Raw genomic sequence first — 21,222 nt, 5'->3', positions numbered from 1 at the left:
GGTATAATCCTTCGGCATAGAAGGAGCTCCCTATGTCGATTTTCGCGATATACCTGCAGGACCTGCTGGCCATTCTCTGGTTAACGGTGTGTTGGGTGGGGTATACCCGCTACGCGATCTGGAGGGGCAGGGATACTCCCTGCCTGGCCAGTGTGCTGCATTTGTATCGCGAAGACTGGATGCGGCGCATGTTGCTGCGCGACAACCGTATCGCCGACGCCAACGTGATCGGCAGTCTGGAGCGCAACGCCTCATTCTTTGCGTCCAGTACGCTGATCATCCTCGCCGGTGTCTTGACCGCCTTGGGGGCATCGGAGCAGGCCTTCACGCTCCTGGCGGAATTGCCCTTGACCCAACCGGTGAGTCGGCAGCTTTCAGAACTCAAGCTGTTGGCACTCGCGTTGATTTTTGTTTATGCATTCTTCACGTTCAGTTGGTGCATGCGGCAATACAACTTTGCGGCCGTGCTGATCGGATCGGCGCCCCTGATTGGCGAGCGCAATGTCAGCGACCAGGAGCGTAAGTCTTTCGCCAGCCGCTCCGCTCGAGTGATTTCCATGGCGGCCAATCACTTCAACTTCGGTTTGCGTGCCTATTATTTTGGCCTGGCCACTCTGACCTGGTTTATCCATCCCTTGGTTTATATGGCGGTTACCGCAGGGGTAGTACTGGTACTGTACCGCCGTGAATTTCACTCGAAGGTCCTGCAGGTAATGCTCTACACGCAGACGGCGGTAGACGATGAGCTCCGGGACCTCTGAGTACGTCGTCAGAGAAAACTCAGCGGCCAGGTAGGCGGGGTGGCAAACAGTTGCCCTGTTGGCTTCTTCTGTTCCGCCAGCCGTACTTTACGGATAGTTACATTGGCGGTCCTGGCCCTGCGCTATTATTCCGCCCCTTTTTCCGCTGACGTGGTTTCGCTGTATGAGTGACATTCTCATCGTTGAACGGGCAAAACATTTTCTGAGTGCTTTGCGCCATTGCCAAGTGCTTGGCTTACGGGTGATGCAGGCTGATGCCCAGGGGTTATCCCTGTGTTTGCCCTACAGCGAAAAGATCGTCGGTAATCCAGAAACCGGTGTGATTCACGGTGGGGCAATCACCACCCTGATGGACACTACCTGCGGGATTTCCACTGTCTGCTTCCTGCCCGAGATGGAAATCTGCCCGACTCTCGACCTGCGTATCGACTACATGCATCCGGCCGATCCGCACAAGGATGTGTACAGCTTTGCCGAGTGCTATCGCGTCACGCCAACAGTGATCTTCACCCGTGGTTATGCCTATCAGGATGATCCGCAGCAGCCAATTGCGCATGCGGTTGGCACCTTCATGCGTTTGGGCAAGGACGCGCACGTCAAGGCCGGCACGTTGAGGAACAAGGCATGAGCCCACAGAATTTCAACGCGTTGGTGCAAGAGGCCAACGAGAAGAACGATTATTCGGCACTGCTCGATCTGGTGCCCTATGCGCGCCTTATCGGCATTGAATGCCTGCGTCTGGGCGATGACATGGTGTTTCGATTGCCGACCAACGCCGACAACATTGGCAATCCGGTGTTGCCGGCGCTGCACGGCGGTGTCATTGCAGGTTTTATGGAGCATGCGGCCATGTTGCATCTGCTGATGTTCATGGGCACGCCACATTTGCCGAAAATCATCGACTTCTCGATAGATTACCTGCGGGCCGGTCATTATCGTGACACCTACGCTTCATGCCAGGTATGGCGACAGGGACGTCGCGTCGCCAACGTGTCGATCACCGCCTGGCAAACCACGCAAACCGAGCCGATCGCCACCGCGCGCGCCCACTTCAAGGTTGACGAACCCTGATCAATGGGTCATGGCCGCATGTTAAGGAAGATTCATGGATGCTTTGCTGATCCTGGGCGGCCTGCTGCTGATCCTGGTGTGTCTCGTGTGGCTGAGCCTGCGCGCCTTCTCAGTGAGTGCCGCCTGGGGCGTTGCGAGCCTGGTGCCGCCTTTAGCGCTCGCGTTTGCCTGGCGTCATTGGTCGCGAGGGCGTTTGCCGATACTCGTGGGCGCGCTCGGCTGTGTGGTGCTGATCAGTGGTCTGATCCAGGTGGCCAGTCGCGACAGCGAACGCCTACGCGCCATTCTTTCGCTGCAATGGTTACAGCCGCCACCGGCTGAGCTGCACACCACCCTGCAAGGCCAGCTCTGGGGCGAACTGTTCAAGCCGGAGCAGGGCGAGTTGATCAATGGTGTGTTGCGCTTGCGTGAAGGGCGCGATTTTTTCGCTCGGCGTGAGCTGCTGATACGCCTGCCGCAAGGCCCGGAAGAACAGGCCCTGCGCCTGGATATCCTCCCGCAGGATCGCGTTGATGTGCCAGAGGTGGAGATCAGCCGCTTGTTGCCCGAGCAGGATCTGCCGGAAGCCCACCGCCTGGAGCATGGATATACCTTGCACCTTAATCTGCAGCCCAAGGCACCCAACCGTCTGGTCGGTGATCTGCACCTGACCTTGCCGGCTCCGTACCAGACACGCTTGAGCGGACGTGTCGAGCTGTTCACCGATCACCTGCGGTATCGCGAGGATGGCCAAGTTGATACCCACTTCGACTCGGAAGACACCCTCCTGCATGTAATCGGCGATTACCTGCAACGTCGTTTCGTGCAACCCGAAGTGCAGGTTTTCAGCATCTCGGGGCTGGATTGGACAGCGCAGTATCTGGATGTGCATGTGCTTGTGAAAATCGGTACGCGCACTGTGCGTCTGCCATTGAAACTGCAAAAGCACCCCAGTCATGGGTGGCAGGTGCTGGGTGACCGTTATCCTGAATTGCCCGTCGCCGCGGCTGCGGTTCCGCCACCAGCGTCTGCCCCACGGAGCGAAAACCGCCAGCGCCCAAATGCGCCGCCTCCGGTGTCGGGAGCCTTTTCTCTGCAGCGGCTGCAGGCGGCTCCTGGAGACTTCCCAAACAGCCGGTTGCGGGTGCAGACCGTGCGCGGGCATGTGGCCGAAGGCGTATTCCTGGGGCTGGACGAGGAAGGCCGTGTGCTGATTCGCCAAGTGCGAGGTGGGCCGGGTGAAGTACGCTTCAGTCTGGCTACCTCGGAAATTCGGCGCATCGAATTACTGCAGTAAAAACCCCAAGCCCTTGAAATGGCTGGTGGTGCCCCCATTTGCTGGGTTATCCGTCGCAACTGCGATCCGTACCATCCACGTGGAGTTTGATGACCATGAGTGTGGAAACTCAAAAAGAAACCCTGGGCTTCCAGACCGAAGTGAAGCAGATGCTTCACCTGATGATCCATTCCTTGTACTCCAACAAGGAAATTTTCCTCCGTGAGCTGATTTCCAACGCGTCCGATGCCGCCGACAAGCTGCGCTTCGAGGCGCTGGCCAAGCCCGAGTTACTGGAAGGCGGCGCCGAGCTGAAAATTCGTCTGAGCTTCGACAAGAACGCCAAGACCGTCACCCTCGAAGACAACGGCATCGGTATGAGCCGTGAGGATGTCATTTCCCACCTGGGCACCATCGCCAAGTCCGGCACTGCCGACTTCATGAAAAACCTCTCCGGTGACGCCAAGAAGGATTCCCAACTGATTGGCCAGTTTGGCGTGGGCTTCTATTCGGCCTTCATCGTCGCCGACAAGGTGGATGTCTACAGCCGCCGTGCCGGTATGCCAGCCAGCGAAGGCGTGCACTGGTCATCGAAAGGCGAGGGCGAGTTCGACGTTGCTACCGTCGAAAAAGCCGAGCGTGGCACACGCATCGTCCTGCACCTGAAGAGCGGTGAAGAAGAGTTCGCCGACGGTTGGCGCCTGCGCAACATCGTCAAGAAGTACTCCGACCACATTGCCTTGCCCATCGAATTGCCTAAAGAGCACGTCGGGGAAGAGAAGGACAAACCTGCGGAGCCCGAGTGGGAAACCGTCAACCGCGCCAGTGCGTTGTGGACCCGCCCGCGCACCGAGATCAAGGATGAGGAATACCAGGAATTCTACAAGCACGTCGCCCATGATTTCGAGAATCCGCTGACCTGGAGTCACAACAAGGTCGAGGGCAAGCTCGAATACACCTCGCTGCTCTACGTGCCGGGCCGTGCGCCATTCGACCTCTACCAGCGTGAAGCGCCCAAGGGCCTAAAGCTCTACGTGCAGCGCGTGTTCATCATGGACCAGGCCGACGAGTTCCTGCCGCTGTACCTGCGCTTTATCAAGGGCGTGGTCGACTCCAACGACCTGTCGCTGAACGTCTCCCGCGAAATCCTGCAAAAAGATCCGGTCATCGACAGCATGAAGTCGGCGCTGACCAAGCGCGTGCTGGACATGCTGGAAAAGATGGCCAAGAACGAGCCCGAGCAGTACACCGAGTTCTGGAAAGCCTTTGGCCAGGTGCTCAAGGAAGGTCCGGCGGAAGACTTTGCCAACAAGGAAAAGATTGCCGGCTTGCTGCGCTTTGCGTCCACCCATGCCGGTTCCGCCGAGCAGTCGGTATCCCTGGCTGACTACCTGGGCCGCGTCAAGGAAGGCCAGGACAAGATCTACTACCTGACCGGCGAGTCCTACGATCAGGTGAAGAACAGCCCGCACCTGGAAGTGTTCCGCAAGAAAGGCATCGAAGTGCTGCTGCTCACCGATCGTATTGATGAGTGGCTGATGAGCTACCTGACGGAGTTCGACGGCAAGCAGTTTGTCGACGTGGCCCGGGGCGACCTGGATCTTGGTAACCTGGATTCGGAAGAGGACAAGAAGGCCCAGGAAGAAGTCGCCAAGGCCAAAGAAGGGCTGGTCGAGCGTCTGAAAACCACGCTGGGCGGACAGGTCGCCGACGTTCGCGTCTCGCACCGCTTGACCGACTCGCCGGCAATTCTCGCCATCGGCGAGCAGGACCTGGGTCTGCAGATGCGCCAGATTCTCGAAGCCAGCGGGCAGAAAGTGCCGGATTCCAAGCCGATCTTCGAGTTCAACCCGCAGCATCCGCTGATCGAAAAATTGGACGCTGAAGCCGATGAAGATCGCTTCGCCGACCTTTCGCACATCCTGTTCGATCAAGCTGCGCTGGCGGCGGGTGACAGCCTCAAGGACCCGGCTGCCTATGTTCAGCGCCTCAACAAGTTGCTGGTAGAGCTTTCTGCCTGAACCTGTCGGATCAGCCTTCGCGGTTGATCCATCAAGCAACGCCACAAAAAAACCGCTGTCCCGTTAGGGGCAGTGGTTTTTTCGTCTGCGAGTGCTGGGCGTGACCCTTGTTTTGCTCTTGCCAGGGGCTGAACGCCATACGAGATCGTGCGGTGTTATTTATCTGCGCTGCTGAAACGCCCACTCAGCTGGTCGAGGCGTTCGCTCAGGACACGTAACTGCTTACCATCCTGCTCCAGTTGGCGGGCGTTGACGGCGGTATGCTCGGCGACATCTTTGATACTCCGCAGGTGTTGGCCAACTTCTTCGGTCACGGCCGTCTGTTCATGAGTGGCGGCAGCGATCAATGTATTCATCTCGCTGATCGCTTCGATCTCGCCAGCCATGGATTCCAGCAAGTCACTGGCAAGCTGGCTGCCTTTGACACACTGTATGACGCCGAGACGACTGTTCTGCATGACGCTTGCGGCCTCAAGGCTTTCGCTCTGCAATCGACTGAGAATCCCCTGGATTTCACTGGTTGAGTTGGCCGTTCTCTGCGCGAGGTTGCGAACTTCATCGGCTACGACGGCAAAACCCCGGCCTTGCTCACCAGCTCGGGCGGCTTCAATGGCTGCGTTCAAGGCCAGCAGGTTGGTCTGACTGGCAATACTGCTGATCACCTCCAGGACCTTGCCGACGTGTTTGGAGTGCGTCGCCAGGCTCTGCACTGTCTGGTTTGCGCTTTCGATGTGCGCCGCCAGTTTGGCGATCTCGTCGTGGGCGTCGGCAACAACGCTGCGTCCTTCAAGGGCTTTGGAATTGACACTTTGTGCGGTCACGGCAGCGTGCGCGGCATGTTCTGCGACATTCTCGATAGCCGAGGCCATTTCTTCCATGGCGTTGACCATTTGGGCGGTTTGCTCGAGCTGCAGGTTTGAGCCTTCACGCAAGTGCTGGGTAGCCTGGTTAAGGCTGGCCGTGGTGCTTTCCAGCGCGCGCATGTCGCGCTTCACCGCACCCACCAATTCGGCGAGATAGTTGAGGAATTCATTGAAGCGCAGGGCAATTCGGCCGCGCTGCTGAATGCGTGGGGTCAGATCAATCCGCTCGCTATCCGGGGTCAGGCAAGCGATAGCCTTGGTCAGCGCTGCGCCTTCTTGAGCGGTGGCGAGGCTGCTACGGGCCAGGTAGACGAGGATTGCAGTTTCCAGCACGACATAGAACGCGTGAAGGAAAACAATCGGCCAGTCACCCTCCGGGATCAGAAAAATATTCAGACCCCGTTGTTGCAATACGAAAAAAACCAGATGGTGAACCGTGGTGGTGGCAGCAGCGATAACGATGGGCAGCCAGTCATGGTAATAGAGCAGAAAGGCCAACAATACGAAAATGCCGAAATGCATTTCGACCATGCCATGGCCCAGGTTGATATGCAGGGCGGCCATGATCATGAACGCCACGCCAATCATGCATCGCAACATGCGCTGGCCGGGAATCAGTTGGACGAGGAAGCTCATGGCGCCGGCGGTGAGGCCGCCGATAATCAGTGCTTGAGGCCAATTGTCCTGCCAGGCCGCAATCACCAGGGCATACAGAAACATAAACCACACGACGCCGAGCATGATTCGGTCGGCTTTATGGTAGTGAGCTAGAAGGGAGTGGGAGTGACTGGTCATGATGTCAGTTTGTTAACACCTACAAGATGCTGGGAATCGCGCAGCACTTGAAAGGCGTGTGCATGGGCGCGAAGGGTCTTTTAAAAAGCGATAGGGTATTAACCCGATCCTTTAGCGAGGGCCAGGGGCTGCGTGTGGGTTGGGTTATGCGTCGGGTCGGGAGATTGCGCTGTCCCTATGTGGAGGGCAGGTCACGAAGTGGCGAAGCATACTCGGGTCTTAATCCACAATAAAGAAAAGGTTAATACAAGGTGCTATTGCTGTTGGGTTAAACACGGGAACTGGCGGAGGTCACGCAGAGAATGGATCTGACAGTCGCAGTCGACGCTCTGAATAAGGCGAGTGTCAGAGTGCGGACAGCGAAACAAATGAAAGGCCCTCTCGAAAGATGGAGAGGGCAGTGAAAGGACCGCGGGATTGGCAGTCCGGCTTATTGGCTGAAAGGACCTTGGCTGAGCTGGGTCTCAATGCTCACTTCAACCTGGGTCATCAATTTATGCAGGGGGCAGCGGTCCGCGACCCGTTTCAATTCGGCGCGCTGCTCATCAGTCAGGATTCCCCGCAGGGTGAGCACGGCTGTCATCGGATAGAGCCCTTCTTTTTCACGGCTGGAGTCGTGACTGACCTCGACACTGACGCCGGTCAGCGGAATATCGTGCTGGCGGGCGTAGTGGGTGACGGTAAGCGCCTTGCAAGCGCCCAGGGCCGCGTCGAAGTAATCGTGGGGCTCCGGTGCGCTGCCTTCGCCGCCCATGGACTTTGGCATGTCAGTGATCAGTTCATGTTCTTCATCCACCATGATGGTATGGCGATAGCTGTCACTGGATTGAGTGGTGACCATGATGCTCATAAGGAATCCGCTCCAGATTTACAGGGTGTCAGACATAGAGCCTGTATAGGCTGCTGTCGTTCCACGGCTCCGACCGTGCGAGAATCGTTTGCTCTGTGGGCAACCTAAAGGACATGGCACATGCATGAAGACTTTTGGCAGGCTCGTTGGAGTCGCAACGAAATCGGCTTTCACCTGAATCAGGTAAACCCCTGGCTTGAGCAGTTTTGGCCGACGTTGCGGCTGGCGGCCGGGACTCGCGTGTTGGTGCCCCTGTGTGGCAAAAGCCTTGACCTGTCGTGGCTTGCGGGCCAGGGCCATGCGGTGCTTGGTATTGAGCTGGCGGAGACGGCGGTGCAGGCATTTTTTGCCGAGCATAGCCTGCAACCCGAGGTCAGCCAGCAAGGTTCGTTCACCCGTTACCAGAGCGGATTGATCGAGCTGTGGTGCGGCGATTTCTTCGCGTTAACTGCTGACGATGTAGCTAACTGTCGCGCCTTCTACGATCGGGCGGCGCTGATTGCCATGCCTGCTGAGATGCGCGAGCGCTATGCGGCCCATCTCACGGCCATTCTGCCCGGGGCATGCAGCGGTTTGCTGGTGACTCTCGACTATGCCCAGGAAGAAAAGGCGGGGCCGCCCTTTGCGGTGAGTGAAGCAGAAGTGCGGCGCTTGTTCGGCGCCGCCTGGACAGTCGAGTGGATGGCACAGAAGGATGTGCTTGAACTCAACTGGAAGTATCACCAGCAAGGTCTGACCCGCCTGGAAGAAGCAGCCTACCGGATTCGGCGCTAGGGATTGGCCTATACCCAGTGAAAGAAAGCCCCGCCACGCCAATAAGCGCGGCGGGGCAAGGCGTCACAGCCGGAACTGCCCCAGCTGCTTGTTCAGCTGGCCAGCCAACTGCTCCAATTGCTGGCTGGCACTGCTGGTCTGATTTGAAGTTTCGGCCGTGTCATGGGCCAGGCTGGCGGCCTGGGTGACATTGCGGTTGATGTCGTCGATCACATGGGACTGCTGCAGCGTGGCGCTGGCGATCGAGGCGTTGGTGTCTGCCAGGGTGCGAAGACTCTGGGCAATCTGGCTCAGGCTGTCACGGGCCTGGCCGGCCTGTTCGACGGTGAGTTGTGTGGCCTGGCTGCTGTCCTGGATGACGCGTACCGCTGCGATGGAGTTGCTTTGCAGCCGCTCGATCATGGCCTGGATTTCCGACGTCGACTGCTGGGTGCGTTGGGCGAGCAGGCGCACCTCGTCGGCAACGACGGCGAATCCACGTCCCTGTTCACCGGCGCGTGCGGCTTCAATGGCGGCATTCAGAGCGAGTAGGTTGGTTTGCTCAGCAATGCCGCGAATGACCTCGACGACGCTGCCGATCTGTGTACTTTCGCCCGCCAAACCCTGCATGACGTCCACGGCCTCGGAGATGGTGGTGGAAAGGTGGTCGATCTGCTGAAGGCTTTGGTCAATGTTGTGTTGACCCTGGGATGCCAGGCTTTCTGCCTGCTTCACTTCTTCTGCAGCCTGATCCGCATTTTTGGCTACATCCTGCACGGCATAACTGACTTCGTTGACTGCCGTGGCCACCTGCTCCATCTGTTCGGACTGCTGCTGGCTGGTTTGCTTGGCGTTGTTGGCGACCGTGCCCAGGGAGTGCGCGGACTGGTCCATTGAGCGCGCAGCGGTGAGCATCTGTTGCACAGTGCCATGGAGCTTGCCGGTAAAGGTGTTGAAATGACGAGCCAAGTTGGAGATTTCATCGCGTCCGCGAGCATCCAACTGGAGGGTCAGGTCGGCTTCGCCACTGGCGATATTGGCCATGGCTTCGACAGCCTCGTTTACCGGGCGGACAATGCTGCGGGCTATGAGGGTCAGTAGCAGCGCCATCAATAAGGTGATACCCAGGCCGGTAGTTGATGCCGCAATGCTCTGCGACAGGAACTGCGCCTCTACATCATCGGTATAAACGCCCGTGCCAAGCACCCAGCCCCAGGGTTCGAACAGCTGCACATAGGAGGCCTTGGGAACCGGCGCGTCGGCACCTGGCTTTGGCCAGCTGTAGTTCACCGAGCCGGCTTGCTGCTTGCGTACCACCGCGACCATTTCGTTGAACAGCAGTTTGCCATTAGGGTCTGCGTATTCTTTCAGCGATTGGCCGTCCAGTTTCGGGTTGGTCGGGTGCATGACCATGCGTGGAAACAGGTCGTTGATCCAGAAATAGTCGTTGTCTCCATACCGCAACTTGCCAACCTGCGTCTTGGCCATTTCCTGCGCCTTTTCGCGGCTCAGCAGTCCTTGGGTTTCCAGCAGATGAAAATGGCTGAGAATGCCAATGGCGCTCTCTACCAAATGCTGATTTTTTTCTGCCTTGTTGCTGTGCAGGTCCTTATTCAGCTGATTAAGCTGAAGTGCCCCCTGCAAGACCAACATGACGATCGAGACGGCGAGGATCAGCCAGAGACGATGTCGAATGCGAAGATTGCGTAGAGATATCATGGGGGGTTAACTCTTATAAAAAGCTAATTATAAGTTGCAGAATACGAGCGTCGTAATCGGCTAACTTGCCCTGAATCAATGAATGAGCCTGCGGCTGCTGTGACAAAAAGTCCATGAGCCTTTAGACGAAGCCGCCGCATGCAGGTCTCCTTCTGGTAGGATTTCCGCCGGCCGCTGGGAGGGAGACCTGCCGGCATCTTTCCCACCTATTTTTTGAGTTCGCCCGTGTGGCAAGGCCGCGCGGACTAGGGAGCTTTATGGATCTTTGGATTGCCGTTCAGGCGTTGATATTGGGTATTGTCGAAGGGCTCACCGAGTTTTTGCCGGTCTCGAGCACGGGACACCAGATCATCGTCGCGGACCTGATCGGCTTTGGTGGTGAACGCGCTCTGGCGTTCAACATCATCATCCAGCTGGGCGCGATTCTCGCGGTGGTCTGGGAATACCGCCGCAAGATATTGGATGTGGTGGTGGGGTTGCCCAAGGAACGCTCGGCTCAGCGTTTCACTGCCAATCTGTTGATCGCCTTTTTGCCCGCAGCTGTGATCGGGGTGATTTTTTCCGACCTGATCCACGATTTTCTATTCAATCCCATTACCGTGGCTACCGCGCTGGTCATTGGCGGGGTGGTGATGCTTTGGGCGGAAAAACGTAGCCATGCCATCCAAGCCGATACGGTCGATGACATGCATTGGACCCATGCGCTGAAAGTCGGCTGCGCCCAGTGCCTGGCATTGATTCCTGGTACCTCGCGTTCGGCCTCGACGATCATTGGTGGCCTGCTGTTTGGTCTGTCGCGCAAGGCGGCGACCGAGTTCTCTTTTTTTCTGGCCATGCCGACCATGGTGGGGGCGGCGGTGTACTCCGGCTACAAGTACCGTGATTTGTTCCAGCCGGACGATTTGCCAGTGTTCGCCATCGGCTTTGTCACCTCGTTTATTTTCGCCATGCTGGCAGTGCGCGCCTTGCTCAAGTTCATCGCCAGTCACAGTTATGCGTCCTTTGCCTGGTACCGCATTGGTTTTGGTCTGTTGATTCTGGCCACCTGGCAGTTTGGCGTCATCGACTGGAGCACGGCGCAAGGCTAATGAAGAAGCCGCGGATAAAAGCCGGGCGGGGCAGGGCGTTGAAATGGCTGGCCTTCGGTTTGCTCTGCGCCTTGCCGCTGTATGGTTCGCTACGTTTCTGGTGGGTGTGGGAGGCTCCCTGGACTCTGACGCTCTACGGGGTGGCCAGTCTGCTGACGTTTGCTCTCTATTGGCATGACAAACGTCGCGCGCGCGTGGCCGGCTGGCGTGTGCCGGAAAACCTGCTGCACCTCGGCGAACTGCTCGGCGGTTGGCCTGGCGCGCTGCTCGCCCAGCAGAAGTTTCGCCATAAAACCCGCAAGCAGTCCTTTCAACTGGTGTTCTGGGCCATCGTGCTATTGCATCAACTGTTCTGGGTCGAGCGGCTGGTATTGCCACTAGGAGGCTGACCACCCTGACCGAGCATAAACACGCTACAATCGCGCCCTTTTTGCGCTCGCGCGTGCTCAAGCAGGATCCAGATTCGTGATTTCAACCGCCAATATCACCATGCAGTTTGGCGCCAAGCCTCTGTTCGAGAATGTTTCCGTCAAATTCGGCAATGGCAACCGTTATGGCCTGATCGGTGCCAACGGTAGCGGCAAGTCGACGTTCATGAAAATTCTCGGCGGCGAGCTGGAGCCCTCTGCGGGTCAGGTGATGCTCGAACCCAATACTCGGCTCGGTAAACTTCGTCAGGATCAATTTGCCTACGAAAACTTCACCGTGATCGACACGGTGATCATGGGTCATGAGCAGTTGTGGAAGGTCAAGGCCGAGCGCGATCGCATTTATTCGCTGCCGGAAATGACCGAAGAAGACGGCATGGCCGTGGCGGAGCTGGAAACCGAGTTTGCCGAAATGGACGGCTATACAGCCGAGTCCCGCGCGGGTGAACTCCTGCTTGGTCTGGGCATTCCGCTGGAGCAGCATTTTGGTCCGATGAGCGAAGTGGCGCCGGGCTGGAAGCTGCGGGTGCTGCTCGCTCAGGCACTGTTTTCCGATCCGGATGTGCTGCTGCTCGACGAGCCGACCAACCACCTGGATATCAACACCATCCGTTGGCTGGAAAGCGTCCTTACCGCGCGCAACAGCACCATGATCATCATTTCCCACGACCGTCACTTCCTCAATAGCGTGTGCACGCACATGGCGGATCTGGATTATGGCGAGCTGCGCCTGTTTCCGGGCAACTACGACGAGTACATGACGGCCGCCACCCAGGCGCGCGAACAACTGCTCTCCGACAACGCCAAGAAAAAGGCCCAGATCGCCGAACTGCAAACCTTCGTCAGCCGCTTCTCGGCCAACGCCTCGAAAGCCAAACAGGCCACTAGCCGCGCGAAACAGATCGACAAGATCCAGCTGGCCGAGGTCAAGCCGTCCAGCCGCGTGAGCCCCTTCATTCGCTTTGAACAGACCAAGAAGCTACACCGCCAAGCCGTAACCGTGGAGAAGCTCAGCCAGGGTTACGACGGTGTGCCGCTGTTCAGCAACCTGAACCTGCAGATCGAAGCGGGCGAGCATGTCGCCATTATCGGCCCCAACGGTATCGGCAAAACCACGTTGCTGCGTACGCTGGTTGGCGAAGTGCCGCCGATGAGTGGCGAAGTGAAGTGGACCGAGAGTGCTGAGGTCGGTTATTTCGCCCAGGATCATGCCGACGCCTTTGAGGACGATGTCACCCTGTTTGACTGGATGGGGCAGTGGACTCAAGGCGGCGAGCAACTGGTGCGCGGCACTTTGGGCCGTATGCTGTTCTCCAACGATGACATCCTCAAGTCCGTGAAGGTTATTTCCGGAGGAGAGCAGGGCCGCATGCTGTTCGGCAAGCTGATCCTGCAAAAGGCCAACGTGCTGATCATGGACGAACCGACCAACCACCTGGATATGGAGTCGATCGAGGCGCTCAACCTGGCGCTGGAGAACTATCCGGGCACGCTGATCTTCGTCAGCCATGATCGTGAGTTCGTCAGTTCCCTGGCCACCCGCATCATTGAGTTGTCGGAAGATGGCGTGACCGATTTCAGCGGGTCCTACGACGATTATCTGCGCAGCCAGGGCGTTGTGGTTTAACCGACGCTAGAGCTCCGCATCCATAAACAGAAAAACCGGCCTTGTGCCGGTTTTTCTGTTTATGGACCGGTAGTTCATGTGCAGCGCTGCGTCGATGGATACCATGAACTTAATACCACCCCTATACCGCGTTGAACGTTTCACGAACCTCCGCGTGAGAGCCCGGTTGATCAGTGGAAGGGGCGTGTGCTCAGTCGCGGTAAAAGACCTGAACCAGGTGATAACCAAACTGGGATTTCACCGGGCCGTGGACGATGCGGATGGGTTTCTTGAAGATCACCTGGTCAATTACCCTGACCATCTGCCCGGGCCGGACTTCGCCCAGGTCGCCTCCACGTTTTGCGGAGGGGCAAATAGAGTGTTTTCTGGCCAGCACATCGAATGCGTCGCCATTGGCCAGGCGCTTCTTCAACTGCTCGGCTTCTGCTTCGGTCTTGACCAGGATATGGCGCGCCATGGCTTTGGCCATGTGGGTTCTCCTCGATTTCGGGGTCGGCATTCTGCCGGCTTCCCGCGTGGTGCTCAACGCCAGGCAACCGAACATGGCAATAGAGTGGGCTAGGCGCACAGAGTCCGGTCCACTAAGCTGCCAACTTTATTCAGCTGAAGTGCCACATGAAACCCGCCGCGAACAATCCTCTGCATGGCGTCACCCTGGAAACTCTGCTCACCGAACTGGTTGATCACTACGGATGGCCAGGGCTGGCGCAACGCGTCGATATCCGTTGCTTTAAAAGCGATCCGAGCATCAAGTCGAGCCTGACCTTTCTGCGCAAGACGCCCTGGGCACGCGAGAAGGTCGAATCCCTGTATATTCAGTTGCGCAAATCGAAGTCCTGATCCAACGCTGTCGATTCCACTTCGTCCTGTTCGACTAAGTGCACGGACCGCTCAGCCGGTCTCAACCAAACCGACAGGAGGCAAAGCCATGCGCGTTATGGTGATTGTCAAAGCCGACCCAAGCTCCGAAGCGGGCATTATGCCCAGCGAGGAATTGCTGACCGCCATGGGTCGTTACAACGAAGAGTTGGCCAAAGCCGGCGTGTTGCTGGCCGGAGAAGGCTTGCAGCCCAGCTCGAAAGGCGCTCGGGTTAGGTTTTCCGGCAGCCAGCGTACCGTGATCGACGGGCCCTTTGCGGAAACCAAAGAGCTGATTGCGGGCTTCTGGATACTTCAGGTGTCCTCGTTGGCCGAGGCCATTGACTGGGTCAAGCGATGTCCCAACCCGATGCCTGGCGACTCGGAGATCGAGATCCGACCGATTTTCGACGTGGAGGATTTTGGCGAGGCACTTACTCCCGAATTGCGCGAGCAGGAACAGCGAATTCGGGCACTGGCCGCTGGACGTTCGGATTGAATGTCAACCACAACCGGGTCTGAGCTGCCGGGTCGCTCAGTCCCGTAGTTGCGGTAGATCGCGGAACAGCTCCAGCGCCTGGGGGTTGGCCAGGGCATCGGTATTCTTCACCGGCTGGCCGTGCACCACATTGCGCACGGCCAGCTCGACGATCTTGCCGCTGAGCGTGCGAGGAATGTCCGCGACCTGGATGATCTTCGCCGGCACATGTCGCGGCGAGGTATTGGCACGGATCACCTGGCGGATACGGGTCTGCAGTTCGTCGTTCAATAACAAGCCGTTGCGCAAACGTACGAAGAGCACCACGCGCACATCGCTCTGCCATTCCTGGCCAATAGCGATGGCCTCCAGTATGTCCTCGACCTTTTCAACCTGGCGGTAGATCTCCGCCGTGCCAATGCGCACGCCGCCGGGGTTGAGGACGGCATCGGAACGGCCGTGAATTACCAGACCGCCATGGATGGTCTCTTCGGCATAATCGCCGTGGGCCCAGATGCCGGGATAGGTCTCGAAATAGGCTGACTTGAAGCGGCTTCCCTGCGGGTCGTTCCAGAAACCCACTGGCATCGACGGAAAATGTCGAGTGCAGACCAGCTCGCCTTTCTCGCCAATCACGTGTTGGCCTTGCTCGTTCCACACCTCGACCGCCATGCCCAGGCCCTTGCATTGCAACTCGCCACGCCACACGGGCAAGGTTGGATTGCCCAAAGCGAAGCATGAAACGATATCGGTGCCACCGGAAATGGATGACAGGCACAGGTCGGCTTTGATCTCGCGGTACACGTAATCGAAACTTTCGTGAGCCAAGGGCGAGCCGGTGGACAGAATGGCTTTCAGGCGGCTGAGGCGGTGGGTATCGATGGGCTTGGCGCCGGCTTTCTGCAGAGCGGCCAGATAGCGGGCGCTGGTGCCGAAAATGCTGATGTCCTCGCTGTCGATCAGATCGATCAGGCGTTCCGGAGCGGGGTGGAGGGGCGAGCCGTCGTACAACACCAGGGTAGCGCCCTGGCTCAGCCCGGAGACCAGCCAGTTCCACATCATCCAGCCACAGGTGGTGAAATAGAACAGGGTGTCATCCGGTCGCAGGTCGGTATGTAGCCCCAGTTCCTTGACGTGTTGCAACAAGGTGCCGCCCACGCTGTGCACAATGCATTTCGGCACGCCGGTGGTGCCGCTGGAATACAGGATGTACAGCGGTTGGGCGAAGGCGACTGGCGTAAAGCTAGGCTCACCGCCAGGCTGGTAAACGTCTTGCCACAGCACAACCCGCGCCGCGGTGTTGAATTCGCCAGCCCGCGCTTCGGGGCGGGCGTAGGGCACCAGGATCAGCAGTTCCAGCGTCGGTAGTTCGGCAAGGATTTCGTTGAGCTTGCTGGTCAGGTCGAGGGTCTTGCCGGCGTAGCGATAGCCGGCACAGGCCAGCAGCACCTTGGGTTCGATCTGGCCGAAACGGTCTATCACACCGTGAGTACCGAAATCCGGTGAGCAACTGGACCAGGTCGCACCCAGGCTGGCGGTGGCGAGCATGCCCACCACCGTCTGCCAGGTATTGGGCATGACGGCGGCAACCCGGTCACCAACCCCGACGCCTGCTTCACGCAAACTCTTCTGCAGACCGGCGACATGCCTGGCCAGCTCGGCATAACTGAGCTGCTCGCGCGTTGCGTCTTCGCCCACGGCCACCAGCGCCGGATGATCGTCGCGGCGGCGCAGCAGGTGTTCAGCGAAATTCAGCGTGGCGCCGGGAAACCAGCGCGCATCAGGCATAGACTTGCCTTCGTCAAGCACGCTCTGGGGCTGCTCGTGAAAAGCAATCTGAAAGAACTCAACAATGGACTGCCAGAACTCGGCGCGGTGTTCCACGCTCCAGGCATGCAGAGTGGGGTAATCGGGTAGCGATTGGCCGTGGCGCTGCTCGACATATCGTCGGAACGCCTCCATTCGGGTATTGGCAATGTGCTCAATAGAGGGAGACCAGAGGGGCGCAGGCATGGGGAAAGGCCTCAGTGTGCAATTTCTTGTTGGATTCTAGCCGCGTGGTAAACCATCACCGAAAGCCGCTCCAGCGGAGCGGCTCGGGTCACGCTTGAGGTTTGTTATTGCGCGGTCCAGCCGCCGTCCATGTTCCAGGCGGCGCCGCGAACCTGATTGGCTGCCTGGCTGCACAGGAACAACACCAGCTCGCCCAGTTGTTCAGGTGTGACGAAATCCAGCGAAGGCTGTTTTTCAGCCAGTAGCTCCTGGCGGGCCTGGGCGACATTCCCCTGGGTCTGACTGGTGCGACTGTCGATTTGCTTTTGCACCAGCGGCGTCAGTACCCAGCCCGGGCAAATGGCATTGCAGGTAATGGCGGTGGTCGCGGTCTCCAGCGCCACGACCTTGGTCAGGCCGATCACTCCATGCTTGGCGGCGACATAGGCAGATTTCTGCGCAGAACCCACCAGCCCATGCACCGAGGCGATGTTGACGATCCGCCCCCAGCCGCGCTTGCGCATCCCGGGCAGAGCCAGGCGCGTGGTGTGAAACACCGAGGACAGGTTGATGGACAGGATTGCATCCCAGCGTTCCGCCGGAAACTCCTCCACCGGCGCCACATGCTGAATACCGGCATTGTTGACCAGGATGTCGATCCCGCCGAATTCGCGTTGCGCGTAGTCGCTCATGGCGGCGATTTGCTCCGGATCGGCAACGTCCGCCGGGTGGTGAGCGACCTTGCCGCCGTGGCGTTTTACGTCGCTAATCGCAGCGTCGGCATCGCCGAAGCCATTGAGAATCAAATTGGCACCTGCGGCGGCCAAGGTATGGGCGATGCCCAGGCCGATGCCGCTGGTGGAGCCGGTGACCAGAGCGGTCTTGCCTTTCAAGATCATGGGTGTTGTCTCGTTCAGGGGGCGCAGGCGGTCTGCTCGCCTGCGCCGCATCGATGGGGATCAGACGATGCCGGTCGCGTAGTACACGCCGATTACGAAAAACACGGCGACGGTGGAAATCAGCGTAATACCGAATATGTCCTTGTACGCCTCGCGGTGGGTCAGGCCGGTGACCGCCAACAGCGTGATCACGGCGCCGTTGTGGGGCAGGGTGTCCATCCCGCCACTGGCCATCGACGCCACGCGGTGCAGAACTTCCAGGGGAATTGCGGCGGCATTGGCGGCGCTGACGAAGCTTTCCGACATGGCGGCCAGGGCGATGCTCATGCCGCCGGACGCCGAACCGGTAATCCCGGCCAGCAGGTTGACGGTGATCGCTTCGTTGATTAGCGGGTTGGGGATGCTTTCCAGGGCATTGGCCACCAGCATGAACCCGGGCAGAGCGGCGATCACCGCGCCGAACCCGTACTCAGACGCAGTGTTCATGGCAGCCAGCAGCGAGCCGCCGACGGCAGTCTTGGTCCCTTCGGCGAGCTTGTCCTTGACGGTGCGGAACGAGCACACCAGCACCAGCACAATCCCGGTCAGCAGCGCCGCCTCAACGGCCCAGATGCCGGTGATCTTGGCAACTTCGGTCTGGATAGGCGCGCTCATGCCCGGCAATTGCAGGATGTGGCTCTGACCATACAGCTGTGGGATCAGGTTGGTGTACACCAGGTTGGAAACCCCCACCACCAGCAGCGGCGATAGGGCCAGCCAGGGGTTCGGCAATTTGATGTCATCCGGTGTGTCTGGCTCGTTGCGCAGGTCTGTGCCATAGCCTTCGCCCGCGCGCTGGGCCTTGTTCAGCTGCCGGCGCAGATACAGCATGCCGACGAAAAACATGAACAACGTACCGGCGACGCCGAGCCAGGGCGCTGCCCAGGCATTGGTGCTGAAAAAGGCGGTCGGGATGATGTTCTGGATTTGCGGCGTGCCGGGCAGCGCAGTCATGGTGAAGGTGAAGGCGCCTAGGGCGATGGTCGCCGGTATCAGGCGCTTGGGAATGTTGCTCTGGCGGAACATCTCCGCCGCGAAGGGATACACGGCGAACACCACCACGAACAGCGAGACGCCACCGTAGGTGAGCAGGGCGCAGACCAGGACGATGACCAGCATCGCCTGTTGCGTGCCGAGCAGACGGATGGCAGCGGCCACGATCGAGCGCGAGAAACCGGACAGCTCGATCAATTTGCCGAACACGGCGCCGAGCAGGAAGACCGGAAAGTACAGCTTCACGAAGCCGACCATCTTGTCCATGAACAGGCCGGTAAACGCGGGGGCCACCGCCGAAGGGTCAGTGAGCAGGACGGCCCCCATGGCGGCAATGGGGGCAAAGAGGATGACGCTGTAACCGCGGTACGCGGCCACCATCAGCAATATCAATGCAGCAAGGGCGACGATGACACTCATCGGAATTCTCCTTGGGCACTGCTACGAAGCAATCTGGCGCGGGTGTGGTGTTTCCAGGCGGGCGGCTTCGTGGCAGGCATTTTTGTTGTTGTTTTAGGTGCGGAACGAGCCGCAGCGAAGCTATAGCGAGTTTTGTGCCATATCGGTAACTCGCTGATTTATAAGTATTTTTTGCTTATTTTTGATAAGAGCTGGGCAGTGGTTTCTCCAAACGGAGAAAAAACGCTGACTAAATCCAAGACAAAGCCAGGTTGCATCAGGGGTCCCGCGCTGTCTCTTTCTCGAGACTGGTGTCTCGCAATCAAGACACAATGCCCAGCGCAGCCATTTTCTTGTACAGGGTCGAGCGCCCCATCCGCAGTTGGCGGGCCGTCGCGTCGACATTCCCGCAGTGCTCGGCCAGTGCCGCTGAGATGAACTGTCGCTCGAACTGCAGCCGTGCCTGCTGGAAGTCACCCAAGGCGGGCAGGGTGTGCCGTGACGACGCGGGCGCGGTTAGCGGGTGCAGGACGCCAATGGCGGTGCGCAGCGCTTCCTCGCTCAACACGGCCTCGTCGTTGAGTAGAGCGGCGCGCTCCAGCACGTTGCGCAGTTCGCGGATGTTCCCCGGCCAAGCGTGGCGAGAGAGAAGTTCGAGAGCTTGAGGAGCAAGCTCATGGTGGTTGCCAAACTCATCAAAGATGGCTTCGCACAGGGCCGGCAAGTCTTCGAGGCGCTCGCGCAACGGTGGTACGCGAATCGGTAGAACGTTGAGGCGGTAATACAGGTCGGCACGGAACTCGCCCCGCTGCACTGCTACTTCGAGGTCGATGGAGGTTGCGGCAATCAGGCGAATATCGCTGCTGATCACCTCGTTGGAGCCGACCGGTTCAAACTCCTTCTCCTGCAGCACGCGCAGCAGCTTGCTCTGGAGCGGCAGGGGCATATCGCCAATCTCGTCGAGAAACAGCGTGCCGCCTTGAGCAATCTGCAACTTGCCGGCACGTCCCTTGCGATCCGCCCCAGTAAACGCCCCCGGTGCGGTGCCGAAGAACTCGGCCTCCAGCAGTGTTTCCGGGATGGCTGCGGTATTGACGCTGACAAAAGCCTTGTGAGCTCGCGGGGAGGTGCTGTGGATGGCGTGGGCCAGCAGCTCCTTGCCGGTGCCGGTTTCACCCAGCAGTAGCACGGGCGAATCCGTGCCTGCACTGCGTCTGGCGCGGCGCTTGACCTCCAGGCTGGCGGCGCTGGTACCGATGAAGTTCGCGAAGTTGTACTTGGCCTGGCGTGCGCGTAATAACGAACGGGTCGAGGCCAGTTCTTCCTGCATCTGTTGATAGCGGGTCAGCAAGGGGGCCAGGCTTTTCAAACGACCGAACAAGGCGAAGCCGATGGCGCCGATGATCTGTTCGGCATCGTCGCGGATCGGCAGGCGCATCACCACCAGCGGTTCGGTGGACGTATCGAGCATGTCCAGCAGCAGGGGTTGGCCTGTGGTTACCACTTCGCGCATCAAGCTGCTGGGAATCACACTTTCGCAAGGTTTGCCAATGGCTTCCTGGGCGCTGGCCAGGCCGAAGCGTTGGGCATAGCGCTCGTTCATCCAGACGATATTGGCATTGCGGTCGACAATGATCGTGCCCGCGCTGGACTGCTCGACGATTTCAAACAGCGAGCGGATGGCGAGTTGGCGTACCCGTTGGTAATCCTTGAGGCTGGTATCCATGTGTTACCTGCAGCGATGCGATTCGAAAAGGAAGGGCGGTTTGGCGAGCGATATAGCCTCGCCTATAGTCCTGATCTTTGATCCTGTGACAAGGAACCACTCCATGCGCCTGTTTCTATTGGCCAGTATTCTGGCCGGCCCGGCACTGGCCGAACCCGGACTTTTACCCCTGTTGTTCGGAGAGCATCGCCTGCAGGTCGAGTTCGCGTCCAGTCAGGAAGAGCGCCAACGTGGTCTGATGGGGCGCACCGAGTTGGCGGAGTCAGCAGGCATGCTGTTCAGATTCCCCGAACTCAAGCGTCAATGTTTGTGGATGAAAGATACGCCGCTGCCGCTGTCGGCAGCCTTCCTGGATGAGCAAGGTCGGGTTATCAACCTCATTGATCTCGAGCCCCATGACTTGCAAGTCAAATGCTCCAGCGCGCCTGCGCGGTTTGCCGTGGAAGCCAACCAGGGCTGGTTCGGCCAGCGGCAGATCGTACCCGGCATATCCGTAAGGGGCTTGCCGGCAGCTGAGTGAGTGGCGCTATGCTGGGTTCGGCTCTTGCGATATCAGGCCGATATCAATCCGCGTATTGCAGGTGCTGCCGGGTGTTATGCATAATGC

At 58.8% G+C, this 21,222-nt stretch carries 20 protein-coding genes and 1 pseudogene; 12 read left to right on the top strand and 9 right to left on the bottom strand.

Annotated elements, in window-relative coordinates:
* Positions 1 to 32: 32 nt before the first annotated feature.
* The 5 genes from H9642_RS08805 (at position 33) to htpG (ending at position 5,108) form a co-directional block, all read left to right on the top strand.
* A complete protein-coding gene (locus H9642_RS08805) occupies positions 33 to 761 on the top strand; it encodes a DUF599 domain-containing protein (RefSeq protein ID WP_251836059.1) in 729 nt (242 codons plus the stop codon).
* Positions 762 to 924: 163 nt separating this feature from the next.
* On the top strand, positions 925 to 1,389 hold the full coding sequence (locus tag H9642_RS08800) for a PaaI family thioesterase (protein ID WP_251836058.1): 465 nt from the start codon (positions 925 to 927) through the stop codon (positions 1,387 to 1,389).
* Positions 1,386 to 1,832 (top strand): PaaI family thioesterase, encoded by a 447-nt coding sequence (locus H9642_RS08795; RefSeq protein ID WP_251836057.1) that lies wholly within the window; start codon positions 1,386 to 1,388, stop codon positions 1,830 to 1,832. Before H9642_RS08800 ends, H9642_RS08795 begins: the two co-directional genes overlap by 4 nt.
* 34 nt (positions 1,833 to 1,866) lie before the next feature.
* Positions 1,867 to 3,108: an MFS transporter gene (locus H9642_RS08790; protein ID WP_251836056.1), complete on the top strand. Its 1,242-nt coding sequence runs from the start codon at positions 1,867 to 1,869 to the stop codon at positions 3,106 to 3,108.
* Positions 3,109 to 3,203: 95 nt separating this feature from the next.
* Complete coding sequence (htpG, locus tag H9642_RS08785) at positions 3,204 to 5,108, top strand: molecular chaperone HtpG (protein WP_251836055.1); 1,905 nt, start codon at positions 3,204 to 3,206, stop codon at positions 5,106 to 5,108.
* A 155-nt stretch (positions 5,109 to 5,263) separates the two neighbouring features.
* Here htpG and H9642_RS08780 read toward each other — a convergent pair whose 3' ends face one another.
* Both H9642_RS08780 and H9642_RS08775 read right to left on the bottom strand, forming a co-directional pair.
* Entirely contained in the window at positions 5,264 to 6,766 is a 1,503-nt protein-coding gene (locus H9642_RS08780) for a methyl-accepting chemotaxis protein (protein ID WP_251836054.1), read from the bottom strand.
* A 430-nt stretch (positions 6,767 to 7,196) separates the two neighbouring features.
* Positions 7,197 to 7,616 carry an OsmC family protein gene (locus tag H9642_RS08775; protein ID WP_251836053.1) on the bottom strand — a complete coding sequence of 140 codons (420 nt, stop codon included), beginning with the start codon at positions 7,614 to 7,616 and terminating at the stop codon, positions 7,197 to 7,199.
* Between the two features lie 120 nt (positions 7,617 to 7,736).
* Between H9642_RS08775 and H9642_RS08770 the strand changes: the two genes are divergently transcribed.
* Entirely contained in the window at positions 7,737 to 8,390 is a 654-nt protein-coding gene (locus tag H9642_RS08770) for a thiopurine S-methyltransferase (protein ID WP_251836052.1), read from the top strand.
* 63 nt (positions 8,391 to 8,453) lie between these two features.
* On the opposite strand, the gene H9642_RS18445 is transcribed toward H9642_RS08770, so the two are convergent.
* A complete protein-coding gene (locus H9642_RS18445; protein WP_433962689.1) occupies positions 8,454 to 9,188 on the bottom strand; it encodes a methyl-accepting chemotaxis protein in 735 nt (244 codons plus the stop codon).
* Positions 9,189 to 9,311: 123 nt separating this feature from the next.
* Positions 9,312 to 10,022 (bottom strand): annotated as a pseudogene (locus H9642_RS18440) (cache domain-containing protein); the annotation flags it as partial.
* A 323-nt stretch (positions 10,023 to 10,345) separates the two neighbouring features.
* Here H9642_RS18440 and H9642_RS08760 point away from each other — a divergent pair.
* From H9642_RS08760 to H9642_RS08750, 3 genes are all read left to right on the top strand, one after another.
* Positions 10,346 to 11,176: an undecaprenyl-diphosphate phosphatase gene (locus tag H9642_RS08760; protein ID WP_251836050.1), complete on the top strand. Its 831-nt coding sequence runs from the start codon at positions 10,346 to 10,348 to the stop codon at positions 11,174 to 11,176.
* Positions 11,176 to 11,565, top strand: a complete 390-nt coding sequence (locus H9642_RS08755) for a DUF1294 domain-containing protein (protein ID WP_251836049.1) — start codon at positions 11,176 to 11,178, stop codon at positions 11,563 to 11,565. Before H9642_RS08760 ends, H9642_RS08755 begins: the two co-directional genes overlap by 1 nt.
* Positions 11,566 to 11,641: 76 nt before the next feature.
* The gene (locus H9642_RS08750) at positions 11,642 to 13,231 is read left to right on the top strand and encodes an ABC-F family ATPase (protein WP_251836048.1); all 1,590 of its coding nucleotides are present in this window, start codon (positions 11,642 to 11,644) and stop codon (positions 13,229 to 13,231) included.
* A 190-nt stretch (positions 13,232 to 13,421) separates the two neighbouring features.
* Here the strand turns inward: H9642_RS08750 and H9642_RS08745 are convergent, their stop codons facing one another.
* Entirely contained in the window at positions 13,422 to 13,700 is a 279-nt protein-coding gene (locus tag H9642_RS08745) for a peptidylprolyl isomerase (protein WP_251836047.1), read from the bottom strand.
* Positions 13,701 to 13,846: 146 nt separating this feature from the next.
* Between H9642_RS08745 and H9642_RS08740 the strand changes: the two genes are divergently transcribed.
* Positions 13,847 to 14,071, top strand: a complete 225-nt coding sequence (locus H9642_RS08740; protein WP_251836046.1) for a VF530 family protein — start codon at positions 13,847 to 13,849, stop codon at positions 14,069 to 14,071.
* A gap of 88 nt (positions 14,072 to 14,159) precedes the next feature.
* The gene (locus H9642_RS08735) at positions 14,160 to 14,588 is read left to right on the top strand and encodes a YciI family protein (protein ID WP_251836045.1); all 429 of its coding nucleotides are present in this window, start codon (positions 14,160 to 14,162) and stop codon (positions 14,586 to 14,588) included.
* Between the two features lie 36 nt (positions 14,589 to 14,624).
* Here H9642_RS08735 and H9642_RS08730 read toward each other — a convergent pair whose 3' ends face one another.
* The 4 genes from H9642_RS08730 to H9642_RS08715 all read right to left on the bottom strand — a co-directional run bounded on the left by H9642_RS08730 (position 14,625) and on the right by H9642_RS08715 (position 20,615).
* Positions 14,625 to 16,580, bottom strand: a complete 1,956-nt coding sequence (locus H9642_RS08730; protein WP_251836044.1) for an acetoacetate--CoA ligase — start codon at positions 16,578 to 16,580, stop codon at positions 14,625 to 14,627.
* A gap of 104 nt (positions 16,581 to 16,684) precedes the next feature.
* Positions 16,685 to 17,458, bottom strand: coding sequence for a 3-hydroxybutyrate dehydrogenase (locus H9642_RS08725; RefSeq protein WP_251836043.1), 774 nt, complete (start codon positions 17,456 to 17,458; stop codon positions 16,685 to 16,687).
* 60 nt (positions 17,459 to 17,518) lie between these two features.
* Positions 17,519 to 18,910 (bottom strand): GntP family permease, encoded by a 1,392-nt coding sequence (locus H9642_RS08720; RefSeq protein WP_251836042.1) that lies wholly within the window; start codon positions 18,908 to 18,910, stop codon positions 17,519 to 17,521.
* Between the two features lie 301 nt (positions 18,911 to 19,211).
* Positions 19,212 to 20,615, bottom strand: coding sequence for a sigma-54 interaction domain-containing protein (locus H9642_RS08715; protein WP_251836041.1), 1,404 nt, complete (start codon positions 20,613 to 20,615; stop codon positions 19,212 to 19,214).
* Positions 20,616 to 20,718: 103 nt separating this feature from the next.
* On the opposite strand from H9642_RS08715, the gene H9642_RS08710 reads away from it, so the two are divergent.
* Positions 20,719 to 21,135, top strand: coding sequence for a DUF192 domain-containing protein (locus H9642_RS08710; RefSeq protein ID WP_251836040.1), 417 nt, complete (start codon positions 20,719 to 20,721; stop codon positions 21,133 to 21,135).
* Positions 21,136 to 21,222 lie beyond the last annotated feature (87 nt).

This window comes from Serpens gallinarum (genome assembly GCF_014836765.1).
GTDB lineage: Bacteria > Pseudomonadota > Gammaproteobacteria > Pseudomonadales > Pseudomonadaceae > Serpens > Serpens gallinarum.
This window is presented reverse-complemented; position numbering and strand designations above follow the sequence as displayed.